Raw genomic sequence first — 19,395 nt, 5'->3', positions numbered from 1 at the left:
CGATGAATGAACGTCCGGTGATCGGCGCTTACCGCGCCTATCCGCACTTACCCATTGAGCAGGCCGAGATCGAACAGCAGCACTTCGGCGTTCTCGCCCTTTTCGAGCGTCACCGTATCGGTCTCGCTGAGCTTGGCGGCGTCGCCGGCCTGGAGCGCTTCGCCATTCACAGTCAGCGCTCCGCGCGCCACGTGCACATACGCCAGCCGGCCTTTCGGCAACGCGAACGCAGCCTGTTCCGCGCCGTCGATCAGCGCCGCGTAGATCGAGGCATCCGCATGAATCGTGACGGAACCGTCCCGGCCGTCGGGCGAGGCGACCACGCGCAGACGCCCGCGCTTGTCAGCATCGTCGAAGCGTTTTTCCTCGTAGCCGGGCTGGTCGCCCGCGCGTTGCGGGATCACCCAGATCTGCAACAGGTGCGCCGGTTCGTCCTGCGAGGCATTGAACTCGCTGTGCTGCACGCCCGTGCCGGCGCTCATGCGTTGCACGTCGCCGGGACGGATGGTCGAGCCGTTGCCCATGCTGTCGCGGTGCGCGAGCGCGCCTTCGAGCACATAGGTAACGATTTCCATGTCCCGATGGCCGTGCGTGCCGAAGCCCTGGCCGCCGGCGATGCGGTCTTCGTTGATCACCCGCAGCGGTCCGAAATGCACGTGTTGCGGGTCGCGGTAGTCGGCAAACGAGAAGCTGTGATACGAGTCGAGCCAGCCGTGATTGGCGTGGCCGCGTTCATCGGAACGGCGAATCTCGATCATGGGGGTCTCCCTGTGAGTAAATGGCGATGCACAGAATGTAGGGGCGCGAAGCCCGCTAAACAATCGGCGACGGCGCACCGGATCGTTTCATAAATCCGTGCAATCGTGCGCCGGCCGCGTCCCGCACTGGCGCGCCGCCCCTGTTCGGGTAAAATACCGCCCTTTTCGAGATGCGTGGGCGCGGAAGGCGCGCCGGCGGCCGGGCTCGCGATAAGACGGCGGCGGGTTTCGGCCCTTCGCCAAATCCGCTTGATACGCCCAAAAGACATCGGCGGAACCAAAGCGGGACCGAAGCAAAACCCATACGCGGCACAGGTCACTGAGTTGGTCACTGAGTTGGTCACTGAGCGGGCCTCCAGCCCAGCGGCCGGTCAGGCAATCAGCAACACGCAGCACCCGCGAAACTCGGGGCTCGCCCGCATGGGCTTTCCCGAGGCTTCGTAATACAGTCGGCAATAGCATCAAAAGCAGCATCAACCCCGATTCAAAACCAGAGTCGACAAGCGCGCTGCAAGACCGGTAACGGTCGTGCAGTCATGATTTGCACAGCGGTGCGCTGTGCGCCGCAGGAAACGGCGAGCCCAGGCTCGCAGCAAACGCGGTGCAGAGCTGGCCGCGTCTTTCGCGGTGCGTCGCAAACGCATCGTCAAGGACCCATATGTTCCTTCAAGGCTACGGCCCGCTGCTTCTAAACGGCACCTGGCAAACCGTCAAACTGGCGGTGTTGTCGCTGGCGTTCGCTTTCGTGCTGGGCCTGCTCGGCGCGGCGGCGAAACTGTCGAAGAACCGCTTCTCCTATGGTGTCGGCACCGTCTACACGACGCTCGTGCGCGGCGTGCCCGACCTGGTGCTGATGCTGCTGCTGTTCTACAGCATCCAGATCTGGCTGAATAACCTGACCGACCTGCTCGGCTGGGACCAGATCGACATCGACCCGTTCGTGGCCGGCGTCGCCGTGCTGGGCTTCATCTACGGCGCGTACTTCACCGAGACCTTCCGCGGCGCGTTTCTCGCCGTGCCGCGCGGCCAGCTCGAAGCGGGCGCGGCCTACGGCATGACCGGCTGGCAGGTGTTCTCGCGGGTGATGTTCCCGCAGATGATGCGCTTCGCGCTGCCTGGCATCGGCAACAACTGGCAGGTGATGGTCAAGGCCACAGCGCTGGTGTCGATCATCGGTCTCGCGGATGTGGTCAAGGCCTCGCAGGATGCGGGCAAGGGCACGTTGCGGTTCTTCTTCTTCACCCTGCTTGCAGGGGCGATCTATCTCGTCATCACCACAGTGTCCAACTTCGTGCTGATGTACCTCGAAAAGCGTTACTCGACCGGCGTGCGAAAGGCGGATCTATGATCGAGATCATTCAGGAATACTGGCGCAACTATCTTTATAGCGACGGCTACCGCCTCACCGGCGTCGTGATCACGCTGTGGCTGCTGGTGGTGTCGATCGGGCTCGGCTTCTGCCTGTCGATCCCCCTTGCGGTCGCGCGCGTGTCGAAGAAGAAATGGCTCGCCAGTCTGGTGTGGCTGTATACATATATCTTTCGCGGCACGCCGCTCTACGTTCAGCTGCTGCTCTGCTACACCGGCTTGTACAGCCTCGAAATCATCCGCAACCACGATCTGACCAACGCGTTCTTCCGCGACGGCATGCATTGCACGCTGCTCGCGTTCACGCTGAACACCTGCGCGTACACCACCGAGATTTTCGCGGGCGCGATCAAGGCCACGCCGTATGGCGAGATCGAAGCGGCGCGCGCGTATGGCATGTCGTCGTTCACGTTGTACCGGCGAGTGATTCTGCCGTCGGCGCTGCGCCGCGCGTTGCCGTACTACAGCAACGAAGTGATCCTGATGCTGCACGCCACCACCGTCGCGTTCACCGCGACCGTGCCGGACATTCTCAAGATCGCGCGCGACGTGAACTCGGCCACGTACCAGTCGTTCAATGCGTTCGGCCTCGCCGCCCTGCTCTATCTGTCGATTTCGTTTGCGCTCGTGTGGCTGTTCCGCCGCGCCGAGCGCCGCTGGCTCGCTTACCTGCGGCCGCAAGGCAAGTAACCAAGAAGGGCACTGTGCCTCCAGGCAAGCAAGCCCGCCAAGGATCCCGATGAACACCAAGAAGCAAAAGCTCTTCGTCGACGAGCTTCACAAACAGTACGGCGACAACGAAGTCCTCAAGGGCGTGTCGCTGAAAGCCAACGCCGGCGATGTGATCAGCGTGATCGGCTCGTCGGGTTCAGGCAAGAGCACGATGCTCCGCTGCATCAACTTCCTCGAGCAGCCAAACGCCGGGCGCATCTTTGTCGACGGTGAAGAAGTCCGCACGCAGACCGGCAAGGCCGGCGCGCTGCGCGTGTCCGACCCGAAGCAGTTGCAGCGCGTGCGCACCAAGCTGTCGATGGTGTTCCAGCACTTCAACCTGTGGTCGCATATGAACGTGCTCGAGAACATCATCGAGGCGCCGCTCAACGTGCTGGGTCTGAAGCGCAAGGAGGCCGAAGAGCGGGCGCGCGAGTATCTCGAGAAAGTGGGCCTCGCGCCTCGTCTCGAGAAGCAGTACCCGTCGCATCTGTCGGGCGGTCAGCAGCAACGCGTGGCGATCGCGCGCGCGCTGGCCATGCATCCGGACGTGATGCTGTTCGACGAACCGACTTCCGCGCTCGATCCCGAGCTGGTCGGCGAAGTGCTCAAGGTCATGCAGACGCTGGCCGAAGAAGGCCGCACGATGATCGTCGTCACTCATGAAATGGCGTTCGCGCGCAACGTGTCGAATCACGTGATGTTCCTGCATCAAGGCCGCGTCGAAGAAGAAGGCCACCCGGACGAAGTCTTCAGGAATACGAGGAGCGAACGGCTCAAGCAGTTCCTCTCCGGCAGCCTCAAATAAGACTGTCGTACAGCCCGCTGTTTGGGCTGTAGTCAAAATAGCATTACAAGGCGCTTACGAGCGCCTTTTTTACTTCGCTTACCTGCACATTCCGGCCGTTCTGGCCTCAAAAATGGGCCCGAACCTGGCCTGCACACCCTCCTCCCGCCTACTCTGCCGCATTTGAAGCGTCAATAGTGGCAATCCTTAACGTTGTTCGTCCCAATCCGTGATTCCCTTGCGGCATAAGGGTTTCCCGCCTTTTCGTGGACGTTGCAACAATTCCCTGCACACATTCGTATTGCAATTTGGAGACACCGGCCTAGGCCGGACCTAATTTCTTCTCCCACTCCAGGGTATTTTTGATAAATTAGTAACCAAAGTAGCAAAACAAAGTTCATTAAAAGTAGTTTCACTTCAAAGCAACAGAGGAGAACCGGTCGGCGAGGGATCGGCATGGCGCGAAGAATAGCCCACTGAGGCTATCCGTCACGGCAGGGGACCCAATCCACCCGCTAATCTCCCTGGTACTGATTTCTGTCCGGCGCGCTTGTGTCCGAACACCATTCGCAGTACTGGGTTTCACTTTTGACAGGGTATGGAGGAGAAGATGAAGAAAGCTTTGCTCGCCGCTGCGCTGATGACAGCCGGTGTAGTTGCGCACGCCCAAAGCAGCGTGACGCTGTATGGCCGCCTTGACGCTGGCCTTGAATACATGTCGGGCGTTCCGCAAGGCGTCGGTGCAAACGGTCAGGCAACGAGCAGCACCAACCGTTTCAAAGCAGAAAGCGGCGACTGGGGTACCAGCCTGTGGGGCATGAAGGGCGTTGAGGACATCGGCGGCGGCAACAAGGTCCTGTTCCAGCTGGAAGGCTCCTTCAATACCATGACGGGTGCGGGCCCTAGCGGCGGCGGTCTCTTCAATCGCTGGGCAACGGTCGGTTTGGCGAACGACCAGTACGGTACGTTCACGATGGGCCGCATGCTCTTCATCTCGAACGGCGTGTGGGACTTCGACCCGTTCGGTCAATCGAACTGGTCGTCGGCGTCGCTGGTGCGTGGCCGCAACTGGCCGCAATCGAGCAATAACTTCGCATACCAGTCGCCGAAGATCGCAGGCTTTGACTTCTACGGTCAATACGCCCTGTCGAACGCGACGAACTGGAACGGTAACAACCCGAATGGTCAGGGTCGTGAAGCCGGCGCACAGATCACCTACACAAGCTCGCTGTTCCAGATTCGCGGTCTGTACGACGAAATTCGCAACCCGGCCAACGGTGTTCTGTACGGTCCGGCTGCCGCCACTCCGGCCAATGCGGCTAACATCGCCACCGGCGTGTTCGCGGCATCGCGCGAATACTCGGCTCTCGTGAATGTGTTCCTCGGCCAGTTCAAGGTTCAGGCCGCTTACCAGGCGATCCGTTCGGCAAGTGCTACGGGCGTTCTGCCGGGCCAGCCGACCACCCTCGATCACGAATGGGGCGGCGTAACGTGGCAAGCAACGCCGGCTGCAGCACTGATCGCAGCGGTGTACCACGTCAACGGCAACAATGGCGCGGGCAATGCAACGATCTACACGATTGGCGGTTCGTACAACCTGTCCAAGCGCACGCTGCTGGATATCCAGCTCGCTACGGCACGTAACAGCAAGAATGCTAACTTCGGCCTGAATGCTGACAACGCCGGTACGTCCGCCGCAACGGACAACCCGCTGCCGGGTCACCAGCAGTCGGGCGTGTACGCAGGTATTCAACACTCGTTCTAATCGAACGGTGTCCCCCAAAGGGACTTCCTTCGGGGCGCCCCCCAAGGGGACTTCCTTCGGGGCGTAGTCACAAGTTCTTCACGAGAGTCTTTTTCACGCTGCTGCGAGAGGCGCGTATCGGTGCGATGTCCGAAAGGGTATCGCACCGTTTTTTGTTGGGGCGCGCGGTTTTGCCACTGCCCAGGCGCACCGGATCGGTGCGCGCGTTGCGCGAAAGCCTATACCGCCGCTTTAACGCCGTGTTTTAACAGTGCGAGTCGAACTGCTCAAACGGCCGCTTCGTTCTCCTCACCCGTGCGAATCCGGATCACACGCTCCACGTCCGCGACGAAAATCTTGCCGTCGCCGATCTTGCCGGTGCGCGCCGCGCCGATGATCGCGTCGATCACCTGATCGCACTGGTTGTCCGCGACCACCACTTCGATCTTCACTTTAGGCAGAAAATCGACCACATACTCTGCACCACGGTAGAGCTCGGTGTGGCCTTTTTGCCGGCCAAAACCCTTGACTTCGGTTACGGTCAGCCCAGTAAGGCCGACTTCAGCGAGCGCCTCGCGCACTTCGTCAAGTTTGAACGGTTTGATGACTGCAGTGATGCGCTTCATGGCGGACCTCATCTCGTGATTGGAAGGTTGAAAGGGGCATCGATGATTTTTATTCTACGCTGCGCCGGATGCGTTGCGGCGGTCCGGCGGTCCGGCGGTCCGGCGGTCCGGCGATCCGGCGCGCGCTTCCGGTCTGCTACGGGGTAAATCCGCAGCAACCGTTCGCTTCTCACTGAACCGGCTCGGTGTAGCGCGACGTAATCGGATAGCGCCAGTCGCGGCCGAACGCGCGATGCGTGACGCGAATGCCGATCGGCGCCTGACGGCGTTTGTACTCGTTGATCTTGATGAGGCGCGTAACGCGTTTCACGTCGTCGACCGCGTAGCCCGCCGCGATGATTTCGGCAAGCGAGCGGTCCTCTTCCATGTACATGCGCATGATCGCGTCGAGCACTTCGTACGGCGGCAAGCTGTCCTGATCGGTCTGGTTCTCGCGCAGTTCCGCCGACGGCGCGCGCGTCAGAATCCGCTCGGGGATCACGTCCTGCTTGCCGAAGGTGGTCGCCTGGTTGCGGTAATGGCACAGCTTGTAGACCAGCGTCTTGGCGATGTCCTTGATCACCGCGAAGCCGCCGGCCATGTCGCCGTATAACGTGCAGTAACCCACCGCCATCTCGCTCTTGTTGCCGGTGGTCAGCACGATCGAACCGAACTTGTTCGACAGCGCCATCAGCAAGGTGCCGCGAATGCGAGCCTGAATGTTTTCTTCGGTGGCGTCTTCGGCGCGGCCGGCGAACTCATCGGCGAGCGAGCCGCGGAACGCGTCGAACATCGGCGCGATCGCGATTTCGTCGTAGCGCACGCCGACGCGGCGGGCCATATCGGCGGCGTCGGTGGTGGAAATGTCCGCGGTGTAGCGCGACGGCATCATCACCGCGCGCACGCGGTCGGCGCCCAGCGCGTCGACTGCGACGGCCAGCACCAGCGCCGAATCCACGCCGCCCGAGAGGCCGATCAGCGCGCCCGGGAAACCGTTCTTATTGATGTAGTCGCGCACGCCCATCACGAGCGCGGCGTACACCTGCGCTTCGAGCGAGAGTTCGGGTGCGATCGCGGCAGGCAGCGGTTTGCCGCCATCGAACTCGACAATCGCGTTGCCTTCTTCGAACTGGGCCATCTTCGCGACCAGTTCGCCGTTTTCATCGAGCACGAACGAACCGCCGTCGAACACCAGTTCGTCCTGCGCGCCGACCATGTTCACGTAGACCATCGGCAACCCGGTCTCGCGAATCCGCGCGCGCAGAATGTCGAAGCGCACTGCTTCCTTGTTCAGGTGATACGGCGAGCCGTTCGGAATCAGCAGCACTTGCGCGCCCGCCGCCTTCGCCATTTGCGCAGCCGACGCATGCCACGCGTCCTCGCAAATCACCACGCCGTACTTCACGCCGTCCAGTTCGAACACGAACGGCTGCGGGTCGGAAGCGAAGTAGCGTTTCTCGTCGAACACCTCGGTATTCGGCAAATCCTGCTTGCGATAGGTGCCGGCCACCTCCCCGTCCACGATCAGCGAGGCGGCGTTGAAGGTATCGACCGGCGGCACGCCGCGCTCGATCGGCGCGTTTGCATTACCATGGCCGTTTGCCGTATCGCGCAGCGGGTGGCCGACGATCACATGCAAGCCGGTGAAGGGCTTCAGTTGCGTGGCCAGATCGGCGAGCGCCGCCGCACTCGCGGTGTAGAACGCGGGACGCAGCAACAGATCTTCGGGGGGATAGCCGGATAGCGCGAGTTCAGGCGCGATCAGCAGCTTCGCACCATCGTTGTGCGCGGCGCGTGCGGCAGCGACAATCTTCGCGACGTTGCCGGCGAAATCGCCGACGGTGACATTGATTTGAGCAAGAGCGATTCGGGTCTTCATGGCAGGATCGACAGACAAGCCAGGTGGCTTGCGAGTACCGCGGCTGGTTAGCTCGACGGCAACGGACAAATCGGATAAACGAACGACGCACCGCTTAAACGCGCCGCGCCGCTCATTGGAAACAGTCACACAGATTGAACCAGGAACGCTTTGATTATCGCACGGGCATTCTGGCGTCGCCCTCCGAGGTGGACGCCGCCGAATGGAATGCCCTCCTTGCGCAGCAGACACAGCCCACGCCGTTTCTGCGGCACGAGTTCTTGAGCGCGCTCTCCGCGACCCGATGCGCGGTCGCCGATACCGGCTGGGCGCCGCAATTCGTCACGCTCACGGATCCGCGCACCGGCAAGCTCGCGGCGGCCGCGCCCGTGTATCTGAAAGGGCACTCGTACGGCGAATACGTCTTCGACTGGGCCTGGGCCGATGCGTACAAACGCAACGGCCTGCCGTATTACCCGAAGCTGCTGTGCGCGGTGCCGTTCACACCGGTGCAAGGCAACCGGCTGTTGTCGGCGGATACGCATGCGCTCAGACATCTGGCGGCAACGCTGATGGCGTTCGCCGAGCAAGCCGACGTATCGTCGCTGCACGTGCTGTTTCCGACCGAAACGGAAGGCGCCGCGCTGACCGACATGGGTATGATGCAACGCGAAGGCGTGCAATTCCACTGGCTGAACGACGGCTATCGCGACTTCGACGATTTCCTCTCCACGCTCGAACAGAAGAAACGCAAGAACATCCGCGCCGAGCGTCGCAAGGTCCAGGAAGCCGGCGTGACGATGCGCCGGATTCGCGGCGAAGATATCCAGGACGCCGACTGGCGATTCTTCAGCAAGTGTTACCGGCAAACCTATCGCGAACACTTTTCGAGTCCGTATCTGAACCTCGATTTCTTCCGGATGATCGGCGCGTCGATGCCGGAAAATCTGCTGCTGGTGATCGCCGAATACGAAGGCAAGCCGATCGCCAGCTCGCTCGTGGTGTATCAACGCGATGAGAAAACCGGCGGCACCTTGTACGGCCGCTACTGGGGCGCGCTCGAACATGTGCCCTGCCTGCACTTCGAAACGGCGTACTACCAGCCGCTCGAATTCTGCATCGAAGAAAAGCTCGGGGCGTTCGAAGGCGGCGCCCAGGGCGAGCACAAGATGGCGCGCGGTTTTTTGCCGACGGTGACGCGCTCGGCGCATTGGCTCGCGCATCCGGCCTTCGCCGATGCGGTCGGCCACTTTCTCGACAACGAAAAGAACAGCATCCACGCGTATGTGGACGAGCTGCGCGAACACAATCCGTTCAAAGGTTGACGCGTACCCATGGCGTGGTTTCTGTATCTGCTCGAATGCTCGGACGGCAGCGTCTATACCGGCATTGCTACCGACGTGCAGGCGCGCTTCGACAAACACCTGAGCGGCACGGGCGCGCGCTATACGCGTTCGCGCAAGCCGGTGCAGGTGCTGGCGTCGTTTGAGTTGGCGGACAGGTCCAGTGCGTCGCGCGCGGAGTATTGGGTCAAACGTTTGCAGCCCTCCGACAAGCGTGCACTGGCCGCGGGACTCCGTACGCTCGAATCGGTGCTGCCCTTGGCCGAGCCCGAGCCGGTTGCCGCCGAGGAAACGGAAGACGCAGCCGGCGCCTCCTGACGGCCTACCCCCAATGGCACGGCATCTAAAGCGCGCCGCCTGTTTCAGATCCCCTCCGCCCGTTTTTCGCTACCCGCAGTTTCAGACAAGTCCGATTGCGCGCGTGATGCCTCCCTATGCATTCTCGGCAGACGTTGATCTGTCGCGATATATAAGTGGGAGACGCAAAAAATGGAGAACCCAAACGGGCATGGCATAGCCCGCCGAGGTCAGCACTATTTCCTCGAAGTGCTGGGAGATGAACAGGTCAAGGATATTTCGGTCGTTTCGTTCAGCGCTCTCGAAAAGATGGGACAGCCGTACTGGATCGATATCGTCGCGACCCATCCGGAGAAACTGAAACGAGACGTTATCCTCGGACATGAGGCAAAGTTCAAGCTCGCGCCTGAAGACGGCGGCGAGCCACGCGTATTCTGGGGGCGCGTGACACGCTTTTCGCACGTGCAGACGACGAACGATTGCAGCACCTATGAGATCGTTGTCGAACCGCATATCGCCTGCCTCACCCTGCGCACCACGCAGACCTATCAGCACCAGAGCGCGCCCGAGATTATCGAATCGATCTTGCGGCGCAATGGCCTCGCGGGCCATCAGTTCACATTCAAGCTGCGTCGCCAATATCCTCAGCATCCGTTCCGGTTCCAGTATCAGACGGGTGACTGGCGCTTCATCAATATTCTGATGCAGCAAGAGGGCATCTACAGCTACATCGTGCCAGGCGAGCACGGGGATGTCGTCGTGTTTGGAGACGACATCGACCACTACATCTACCAGCCCCCCCTGACTGCGCCATACAGGCCAATGTCGGGGCTGGCGACGGACGCCGAGTCCGTGTTCGCGCTGCGCTCGCATGCCGAGCTGGTGCCCGAGTCGTTCGTTGTAGCCGACTACAACCCCGATCAGGCGTGGGAGCGCCTCAAGGCAGAGGCCAATGTCGCCCGCAAGGACACGACGACATTCGGCGAGCCGTATATCTACGGTACGCATCATGTGGACGCTGACGGCGCGCGATGGGAAGCGCAGTTACGTCACGAGGCGGCAATTGCATGGCAGGTCGTGTACGAAGGTGAAAGCAACGTTCACAGCTTGTGTGTCGGCCGGATTCTGCGCACCGATGCGCAGTTGCCTGACGCGCCAGACGGCCACGTCATGATCGAAGTCACCCACACTGGCGCGCGTGACAAACCCTATCGCAACACCTACCAGGCGATCCCCTCTGGGCGGCGCTTTCGCCTGAAGATCGACGATGACACGTGGCCGAAAATTATCGGTTCACTGAGCGCCCGCGTCACGTCGCCGGGCCAGTACAAGTACGCGTACCTGACGCAGCAGGGCTATTACGTGGTGCGCTTCGACTGCGATTTTGGCGAATGGCCTGCCGGTGGCGAGAGCGTGCCGCTACGCCTCGCGAAACCGTTCGCGGGCGGCCTGCAAACAGGCTTCCACTTCCCTGCCGTCGAAGGGACGGAAGCCATCATCGAATTCCGGGACGGCGATCCGAATAAGCCTTACATCGCTGCGTTCCATCACAACAGCCAGCAGCTTGACCTGATTACCAATCAGGACCGTTGGATGTCTCGCAACGTCATTCACACGCAGGGCGACAACAAGCTCCAGTTTGAAGACTGGGAAAGTCAGGAACACGCCAAGTTTTCCACCCGGCATTCGGGCAAAAGCCAGTTGACCTTGGGGTATATCGTCAACGGCAAGCGTGAGCATCGCGGCAGCGGCTTCGAACTGCGCACCGATGCCCAGGGTGCAGTGCGTGCTGGTGGCGGCCTGATGCTTTGCAGCGATATACAGCCGCAGGCAGGCGGCAAGCAGACGGACATGGTGGAAGCCATGCAGCAGTTTCAGGCACTACAGGTAAAGGCGCAGGGGCTGGCCGACCTGGCGAACACGGCAAAGGCCGAGATTGCCGATCTGAAGGCCGAAAACGAATGGCTGAAGAACAGCGTGAACGAGCTGAAGGAGGCCGTCATGCTGCTGTCCTCGCCGAAGGGCATCGCTGTTGCGACGGCAGATCGCGTGTCGGTTGCAGCGGGTAAGGATGTGAATGTGACGACAGGCTCATGCTTCAACGTGAGCGCCCTGAAGAGCATCGTCATGGCGGCCGAAAGCGCGCTGTCGCTGTTCGCGCATACCCTCGGCATCAAGCTGTTTGCGGCGCGCGGCAAGGTCCAGATCCAGGCGCAAAGCGACGAGCTTGATATGGCGGCCCTGAAGGATATCAAGATAACCAGCTCGAACGGCAAGCTCATCCTCTCGGCAAAAGATGAGGTCTGGATTGGCGCGGGCGGTTCATACGTCCGTATCACCCCCAGCAACATCACTAACGCCACACCTGGCGAATGGATCGAAAAGGCGGTGTCGTTTCAGAAGGACACCCCGGATTCGGCAATGGTCAAAGAAGGGGTCCCGTGGACGACCGATCTGCCGGATACGGGCGCTCACGGTTCACGATTTTCCGGCTGACGGCGTTGCGTCGAACCCGACTTACCGACCATTACCACTACCACACCTGACAAGCATGCCCCCACAAGCTCATCCGCACCCAGAACCAGCATCGGCCTCCGCGCCAACCCCAGAGACCTCCCCGCTGACGTGGCGCTATCCATTTCCAGACAGGGACAACAAGGAAGTGACCAGCCCGCAGACCTTCTATCAGGCACTGGCCGGAATGGAAGACGGCTTTTTCCCGCTGGGGGTCAATGGGTTTCCGCACGGTGGTATCCACCTGAACAACAGCGTCGGTATGTTCGAGACAAAGGACGGCGTGCGTTGCATCGCTGACGGATATATCGTCGCCTACAAGATCGATGACGCCTATCCGCACCTTCAATTCAAGGACGGCAAGTGGGCCATGTATTCGACCGGGTTCGTGCTGGTACGCCATACGCTGACGCTGCCACCCGCGCCCAACAGCACGGGCGTACAGCCAGCTGACGAGTCACAAGATATCTACAGTCTCTACATGCACACGGCGGACTGGGCGAACTATCTGGCCGATGAGAAGCTGAAGCGCCCGTGGTGGTGGCTGGATGTTAACGCGTTCCGCGTTCAAAACAGGGATCATCAGATGGCCCCGCCCGAGGGAGGCACGACCGGGGCGGCTGGCGCGCTTGTCTGGACGGAGCCGAAGGCGGGTAAGAAGGCCGGAAGCTTCACGGCGGGCGAACAGGTCGGCTTCTTGCCTGAAGGCAGCGAGGTCATCATCAGCGAGACGCGCGGCCAGTGGGTACGCATCAAGACCATCACCGCGGGTCATATGATCAGCCCGGTCAATGGCGGCTATTTCGGATGGGAAGACCAGAATGTGCCGTGGAAAAGTGAAGCCGATAGCGCGAAAGTCACGCCTAAAGACGACTGGGGCTGGCTGTACAAGCCGAACCTGCACGGGATCAAGGAACCGGACCCGGTAGGGCTGGTGGTGATTCCCCCGAAGCCAGCATTCGTCAAAGCCGGAACGTCGCTCGGCCAGATCGGTGAGTATCACGATTACGAGCGCGCGACGCCGCTGCCACCTGCGCCGAAGCGCCAGCTTTTGCATCTTGAAGTATTCGCCGACGATGGTTTCAGCGCGTTTCTGGACAAAAGCCGCGCGCGGTCGGCGCACCTACCCGTCGATCAGCGGACACTTCTGGTGATAAATGTGGGTGCAAAACTGGTGAAAGACATCCCTCCGGCGGATTGCAAGTTGTGCGACTGGCATCCCCTGTATCGGGCTGATGTGACACCGGACAGTCCGGCAAGCGGTCCCTGGGTTAAGGTGCAACCGCGATATAACGACTCGACCACGGCCCTGCTTATGCCCGGGGGGCCACCTGTATGGATTGAGCGCGAGAAGCTCGCAACCGCAACGGCCACAACACCAGCCTGGAGCCAGTTCCCGCTTAGCCTGCAAAAGGTGGCCGACCCGGCAAACGCATTTATGCTGGTGTATCCGCGCAGTCAACTCGACGGATTGAGCGCACGGGACAAGGCTGTTGACGACGGCAAGACACAATGGTGGCGTGTGAAGTTTGGCAATGCAGACGGACACACAGCTACGGGCTGGGTCCGCGAAAGGGATCATCCCGGTACACAGTGGCAAAGTCCGTGGGCATGGCCTGGCTTTGAGAGGGTCGACGCCACCGGTATCGATCTCGCGGATGCCTTCAGGCGCAACTTGGTCCTCACCGGTGTGGCGGACTGGAAGGAACAGAAGGAATTCGCGCCATCGATCACGGCAGTCAATGGCAGTCCGTTGTTGCAGAAACTAGAACAGACGATTTCAAAGCTGGCTCCCCCTCCGGGCTACGGCGCCGGTAGCAAGCCCAAACAGGAGAATCCTGCTGGCAAGGTCACGGCCACGGCCATGCAGGCCGCAATGCGCACACCATGGCTCGCGCAGGCGCTATCGCACGTGATCCTGCGCTACGAAAGCGAATGGGGCGGTGACATGTCGCGATGGGACGCAATTACGCCGCTGATGCGAAACGCAAAGGACAATTGGCTGGTCGAATTGCAGCGCATCCGCAAGCTGCAATGGTGGAACGCGGTGAAGGGCAAGATTGCAGGTTTTCCTGCCAGCGCAACGGTGCTGCATATTCATCCGATTGCACTGACCGCGAATTTCATGTCGGCAGGAAGCGCGAAGTCAATCTCCGAAGACGGGATTTTTTTCATATTTAAACAAGAGGCACTTGCTGGGGTCACCAATAGACTTCACTGGCCTGGCGGTAACAGCGGGGTAACCTTAGGTGCCGGTTATGACATGAAAGCGCGTTCGGCCGAGAGTATCGTTAGTGATATGAAGTCTATTGGCGTGAATGATGCGGCAGCACACGCAATCTCTGCCGCTGCTGGACTTAGCGGGCACGCCGCGCTCGATTTCTGCAAGAAAAACCTCGGCCTTGTCAATCTTAGCGATGAAAAACAGGTTGATCTGCTCAGGAAAACCGTACCTGCTTACGAAAAAATGGTCATCAAAGCAATAAAAATCGACCTTCTGAAACATGAATTCGATGCGCTCGTTAGTTACGCCTACAACCCGGGTGGAGGATGGGCGAGCGTAACAAATTTTATAAATCACATAAACATTGAGCAAGCAATGAATAACATAAAAAAATACACTACATCGGGCGGCGTCGCATTCGATGGACTTGTAAAAAGGCGGGCCGACGAGGTTACTCTGTACACCACAGGCAGATACGAATTTCACGGCGACCCGCTCCCGCCCCGTCAGTAATATTCAAACAATTTTTTCGAAATTTATATGAATAATCGCCTGTCCCGATGGTTGCTAATTTTCCTGACGTGCATGCCCTCGGCAGGGTCAACGCACGCTTTCGCGGAGACACTGCCGAAAGAGTTAATTGGCCAGTGGCAAGTGCAGGAGGTCCACACCAATACAGCCTCTGGTCGGACTTCGCAATATGCGTGGAATGACCCCAGACTAAGATGGCGCATATTTAATTTTAAAAATAAAGTCGTAGAAAACAATACATATGATTTTTATGACGACTGCAAAAAACCATCAATAAGATCAATTGACACTACGTTTCGAGACGCCATGCTTCGCAGCATCGGCGGATATGATTACCCGCCGCACGAGAATGCAAATCCGGTTAGCGACTACAGGTTAATTACTGATGCGAAAAAGCCGGTTAGAGTATTTAGCCTAAGTTGCGGAAAAGATTTGTGGCAAGGGGACTTAGGTGTTTCATATCCCGAACTGGGGAAATTGGCAATACGGGGGGCATGGATGGCTTTTACCTCTGACGACAGATTGTATTTGCGGTGGCGCGACGAAACAGTTTTGTTGCTAAACAAAATCACAAAAGACGCACCGGAAAAAGCATCATTCGATTGCGCAAAGGCAAGCAATAGCACAGAGCGAGAAATATGTAGCTCACGCGAACTAAGTGGCTTCGATAGAAGTATCAGTGACGCATACATGCGACTTCTCAATCAGACGCAGGATGCAGGTGAAAACGAGAAAATTATCGCAGACGATCAGCACAAATGGATAAAAAAACGAAATACATGCAACTCTGACAAAAAATGCATCTTGAGCCTGATGAAATTTCGACTTCAGTTCCTTGTCGATCAGAGTCGAACTTGATGAAATTAAATTCGGTGGCGAACCATGAAATCGTTGCGAGTCCACATCGGATGGCCTTCGATTGGCGGGAGTATTCTCCTGCGCCCCCCGGGCAGGCTCGGCAGGGTTTGCAGGTTGACGCACCACTGGGTGCGCGGCCCGTTGACGTTCGACGTGGACCCGATTGTCCTGGCGGAGTATTCGCGGACTCGCGAGCTTGCCGGTCTATTCGCGTGGCAGGAGACGCACAGGGAGGTTTTGAACTGGAATAGTCAGCGCCTATATCAGGTTGCCGAGCGTACCCTCGGCTCAATTGAGCGATTGCCACGGGACGCGATGGGCTGCAAACAAGTTGCCTTGTTCGATCCCGAGTTCCAGCAGTGGCATTTCGTACCGTATTCGGAGCCTGACGATGACCGCTCGCAGGCATGATTTCAAGGAATGGTGATGAAGTTTTTCAAGCGCAAGCGCACTGTGGCGCTGAAGTGGGACGGCGCTCTCAAGCCCCACGAAACACCACGCGTCCACGTTATGCCCGATGGTACGGAGGCCCGGCAGGACGAGAACGGCATCACCATCCGGCAAACGGATGGCAGTGAATTCACAGTCGACAAGGATGGACGGCCACGGGGCAGAATTTGCACCGTATCATCGATCACGATTGCCGACATCGCCTACGTGACAGCACACCAAATCAACAAGGTTTATGAAACCGTATCGCACGTCGTGCGATTCCGAAATGGCGGAATGCTGTGCTACTCGCTCGACGCCAGCGGACGGCTACTTGACTGCGAGTTCGACGGGCTTCACGTATCAGCCAAGAACGGCCATGTCGTCGCGGGATGCACAGACGTGGCATTGACCCTCAAACGGGAGACTGAGGATTGATGTCAGGGCTTCTCGTTTTCATATTCTCAGGAGAACAATGATGGCTCAGCGTTTCGATATTCTTGAGGGCGATACGACCACGGCGGGGGGAACGGTCTGCCCGAAATCGCGGGCTGACATGATGGATGGCCGCGCGGTAGCGTATGAAGGTGATCCCGTATGGTGTCCGGAATGCGAGACAACTGGCTGGATTCTTGGCGTGGGTGAGCGCCCGCCGGACCGTGGGCCGGACGGACGCAAGTCGGCGTTGAGTTGGGACTGGTGCGTGTGCGAATGTGACCCAAAGCCGTTGCTGATCGCTTCACAGAAGCGGTCGGACATCCGCACCTAGCCAATTCCGTAGAAGCGTGCGGACAGCGGTGAGGTAGTCGCCGTCGCCATTCGTGCAGCGTCGTCGTGGACGGCCCCAAGGTACAGGGTTCGATCTTGTCTTCGGCGACAGCATAAGCCTCGCACTGCGGAAGGAACGCGTCGCAGATATCCCGGATATGATCCAGTTCAAGTTCAAGATTCGACCTGGCGCATTCTGCAATCCTGCGCAGCTGCGCCACCAATTGCGCGCTGTCAAGGTTCAGTGTCTGGAGATTTATTGTCTAAGTCTTCCCGTTTCGGCGATGACCGTAGGCGGCGACATTCCCACCATTCACGCTTGCCCGCTCCGCCTACCCCCTAGCCTCCCGCATCCGCTCAGTCAGCAGTCGATGCAATAGCGCAATTTCCCCCACCGCATCCGCCTCCAGTGACGAGAGCCTGTCTCGCGCAGGCAGATCGCGCCGGATCGGCCGCAGGGTTCGATTCAATGCCGCCTCGATGTCGGCACTCGCGGCCGCAAGCCACGCGCCAAGGTCATCGTGCATGCAGCGCCGGTTTGTACTCAAGCGCAGTTGAGTCGCGGTTCCCGCCATTTTCCGCAACACGCTCAACACCGTCAGCATCACCGTGTCGACCATCGAGTCCTCGAGCTTTTCGAGTCGAATGCGGCCGATTGCCTCCTCAGCGTTATTGCTGCCGAGGCCAGCGGCTCGGCGCAAGCGTTCCATCTCCTTCTCGCTTCGGTCCGGCGACTCCAGTGCCGCCCTCAGATACGCGAGATTGGCCCGCACCGCCTCGCTCAGATAGGCGCGATAGTCGACTCTTTCCCGCGTCGGCCATAGATAGAACGTGGCCAGCAACGCCAACACACAGCCAAGCACATTGTTGCCGAGCCGCGTCACCGCGTAGGCGAATTCGCTGGCGCCTGGCGTCGCGAAGTCGGCCACGAGCACAAAGGTCGGCGTCAGGAACAGAACGAAGAGGCTGTAGCTGACGGGACGCAGTGCCATCGTGGCCACCACCAGCGGAAAGACCGCCAATGAAATGCCGAGCGGCGAATGAATCGCATAGCCGATGCCCGCCGCCAGCACGCCCCCGACGATGCTTCCGGCAGCGCGCTCGATACTTCTTGGCCAGGTCGCGGCAATGGACGGCTGCAGAATCAGCAGCGTCGCCATGGTTGCCCAGTAGCCGAAGGGAAGCCCAAGCGCCCGTATGACCAGAAAGCCCGCCGTCGTCGTCACGCCCACGCGAGCGGCGTGGCGCAAGCCGACCGACTGGCCCGAGAGGTTCGCCTTGAGGGTCGACCACGTCCGCGTCAGCAGTCCGGCCGCATGGTCCGACCACCCCAACGGTTGGACATACGCCGGCGCGAAATCGACCAGTTCGAAGTCGGACTTGAGCGCCACCGGTTCCATCAGCGCGGATTCGAGCCGCGTCGCGAGGCGCCGCAAACGGCGTTGCAGGTCGGCGAGACGGTTCCATTGCGCTTCGTTGGTGGCCGCGCCGATTCTGCGCAGGACCTCGCCCATCCCGGTCAGCAGTCGAACCGTACGTCTGGCGCGGCGTGCGTCGTCCGGGTTTTTTTCGCAGGCGCCGGTGACCGCAATCAGGTACGCAAAGAGCGCCTCACTTTCGGTCAGCAGGGCGAGGAGATTGTCGTAGGTTTCCCGGCCGGCCATTCTTGAGCCAGGCACGTTCGCAAGCGCCTGGCGCGAGCGCTCAAGCGTTGCCCGCGCATCGGCGCGAAATTTCGCGGCATGCGTCGCCCACTGGCGAGGGGCCGCGCGCTGTTCGAGCAGGCGCGCGCTGTCGAATGCGATGTCGGCCAGCCGCACATACACCGCACGCAGCGAAGCGCGGCTCGTGCCGAACGGATGAATGCGCCAGACGGTCAAGCTCAGCACGACGGCAAACAGGCATCCGGCCAGGTAGATGCCGAGAAACGCCATGCCTCCCCGAAGGTCGTGCATCGGCCGGTCGACCATCACGACGCAAGCGGTCGCCGCGAGAATCGTCACCTGCGATGTCGCGGCGCCCCAGATCCTGCCGAACGCGCCGAACGTCGTGAATGCCAGCATGGCGAGCGCAGCGAATACCGTCCCCTCGCCTGACGCGAAGGCGGTCACGCCACCGCACACGGTCGACAGAAGCGCAAAGCCCATCATCGAGGCGAAGCGTGTGCGATTCGAGCCGGCCGCGTCTGCGAGACAGGTCCAGAAAGCGCCGATCGCAGCCCATGCGAAGGCTGGGTCGTGCAGCAGATTGCCTAGCACCAGCATGGCGGTGGACGCACAGGCGGCTCTCAGCCCTTCCGACAGATTGGCCTCGCTTGTCGAAAACGACACCATCCATACCGGCCGGCCGCGGTAGATCGCGGTGACGAGCGCATACAGGCTCGCAACCAGGCGGCTCGACCCGCGCGGCGACGAAGGGTTGGACTTGCGATTCAGCATCCGGACGGTGGGCTCCCAAAAAACGCACGTTGGCGCTGCCTCAGCGCATTAATACGCCGACGGCAGAAACCCGCTACGGCCGGCGAATGATAAGGGTTAACACTGAGATATAAAAATGCCTTCGGTTCATCCAGTCGATGCGCTGTGTCTATGAGCTGGAAT

General features: G+C 60.0%; 15 protein-coding genes. 11 read left to right on the top strand and 4 right to left on the bottom strand.

Features of this window, described 5'->3' with window-relative positions; all coding sequences use genetic code 11:
- Nucleotides 1-47 precede the first annotated feature (47 nt).
- Nucleotides 48-758: a pirin family protein gene (locus P3T22_RS11955; RefSeq protein ID WP_063495123.1), complete on the bottom strand. Its 711-nt coding sequence runs from the start codon at nucleotides 756-758 to the stop codon at nucleotides 48-50.
- Nucleotides 759-1,416: 658 nt separating this feature from the next.
- On the opposite strand from P3T22_RS11955, the gene P3T22_RS11950 reads away from it, so the two are divergent.
- From P3T22_RS11950 to P3T22_RS11935, 4 genes are all read left to right on the top strand, one after another.
- Nucleotides 1,417-2,106, top strand: coding sequence for an ABC transporter permease (locus tag P3T22_RS11950; RefSeq protein ID WP_063495121.1), 690 nt, complete (start codon nucleotides 1,417-1,419; stop codon nucleotides 2,104-2,106).
- Nucleotides 2,103-2,816 carry an ABC transporter permease gene (locus P3T22_RS11945; RefSeq protein ID WP_063495120.1) on the top strand — a complete coding sequence of 238 codons (714 nt, stop codon included), beginning with the start codon at nucleotides 2,103-2,105 and terminating at the stop codon, nucleotides 2,814-2,816. The genes P3T22_RS11950 and P3T22_RS11945 overlap by 4 nt, the downstream gene beginning before the upstream one ends.
- 49 nt (nucleotides 2,817-2,865) lie before the next feature.
- Nucleotides 2,866-3,645, top strand: a complete 780-nt coding sequence (locus P3T22_RS11940; RefSeq protein ID WP_429325060.1) for an ABC transporter ATP-binding protein — start codon at nucleotides 2,866-2,868, stop codon at nucleotides 3,643-3,645.
- A gap of 589 nt (nucleotides 3,646-4,234) precedes the next feature.
- Nucleotides 4,235-5,389, top strand: coding sequence for a porin (locus P3T22_RS11935; protein ID WP_063495118.1), 1,155 nt, complete (start codon nucleotides 4,235-4,237; stop codon nucleotides 5,387-5,389).
- A 266-nt stretch (nucleotides 5,390-5,655) separates the two neighbouring features.
- Here P3T22_RS11935 and glnK read toward each other — a convergent pair whose 3' ends face one another.
- Nucleotides 5,656-5,994 carry a P-II family nitrogen regulator gene (glnK, locus tag P3T22_RS11930; protein WP_006048444.1) on the bottom strand — a complete coding sequence of 113 codons (339 nt, stop codon included), beginning with the start codon at nucleotides 5,992-5,994 and terminating at the stop codon, nucleotides 5,656-5,658.
- Nucleotides 5,995-6,163: 169 nt separating this feature from the next.
- On the bottom strand, nucleotides 6,164-7,852 hold the full coding sequence (locus P3T22_RS11925; protein WP_429325059.1) for an NAD+ synthase: 1,689 nt from the start codon (nucleotides 7,850-7,852) through the stop codon (nucleotides 6,164-6,166).
- 134 nt (nucleotides 7,853-7,986) lie between these two features.
- Here P3T22_RS11925 and P3T22_RS11920 point away from each other — a divergent pair, with 134 nt between their 5' ends.
- The 7 genes from P3T22_RS11920 to P3T22_RS11890 all read left to right on the top strand — a co-directional run bounded on the left by P3T22_RS11920 (nucleotide 7,987) and on the right by P3T22_RS11890 (nucleotide 16,796).
- Nucleotides 7,987-9,156, top strand: coding sequence for a GNAT family N-acetyltransferase (locus tag P3T22_RS11920; protein WP_063495116.1), 1,170 nt, complete (start codon nucleotides 7,987-7,989; stop codon nucleotides 9,154-9,156).
- Between the two features lie 9 nt (nucleotides 9,157-9,165).
- Complete coding sequence (locus P3T22_RS11915) at nucleotides 9,166-9,492, top strand: GIY-YIG nuclease family protein (protein ID WP_063495115.1); 327 nt, start codon at nucleotides 9,166-9,168, stop codon at nucleotides 9,490-9,492.
- A gap of 171 nt (nucleotides 9,493-9,663) precedes the next feature.
- The gene (locus P3T22_RS11910) at nucleotides 9,664-11,967 is read left to right on the top strand and encodes a type VI secretion system Vgr family protein (protein ID WP_429325058.1); all 2,304 of its coding nucleotides are present in this window, start codon (nucleotides 9,664-9,666) and stop codon (nucleotides 11,965-11,967) included.
- 166 nt (nucleotides 11,968-12,133) lie between these two features.
- Nucleotides 12,134-14,722, top strand: coding sequence for a glycoside hydrolase family protein (locus tag P3T22_RS11905; protein ID WP_236720892.1), 2,589 nt, complete (start codon nucleotides 12,134-12,136; stop codon nucleotides 14,720-14,722).
- 27 nt (nucleotides 14,723-14,749) lie between these two features.
- Entirely contained in the window at nucleotides 14,750-15,598 is an 849-nt protein-coding gene (locus tag P3T22_RS11900; RefSeq protein ID WP_429325057.1) for a lysozyme inhibitor LprI family protein, read from the top strand.
- A 426-nt stretch (nucleotides 15,599-16,024) separates the two neighbouring features.
- Complete coding sequence (locus P3T22_RS11895; RefSeq protein WP_063495110.1) at nucleotides 16,025-16,465, top strand: hypothetical protein; 441 nt, start codon at nucleotides 16,025-16,027, stop codon at nucleotides 16,463-16,465.
- 40 nt (nucleotides 16,466-16,505) lie between these two features.
- Entirely contained in the window at nucleotides 16,506-16,796 is a 291-nt protein-coding gene (locus P3T22_RS11890; protein WP_429325056.1) for a PAAR domain-containing protein, read from the top strand.
- Between the two features lie 331 nt (nucleotides 16,797-17,127).
- On the opposite strand, the gene P3T22_RS11885 is transcribed toward P3T22_RS11890, so the two are convergent.
- Nucleotides 17,128-19,233: an FUSC family protein gene (locus tag P3T22_RS11885; protein WP_429325055.1), complete on the bottom strand. Its 2,106-nt coding sequence runs from the start codon at nucleotides 19,231-19,233 to the stop codon at nucleotides 17,128-17,130.
- Nucleotides 19,234-19,395 lie beyond the last annotated feature (162 nt).

The sequence above is a fragment of the Paraburkholderia sp. GAS348 genome, from assembly GCF_050434205.1.
Classification (GTDB): Bacteria; Pseudomonadota; Gammaproteobacteria; order Burkholderiales; family Burkholderiaceae; genus Paraburkholderia.
The sequence above is the reverse complement of the archived record's forward strand: the minus strand, read 5'-3'. Positions and strand labels throughout refer to the sequence as shown.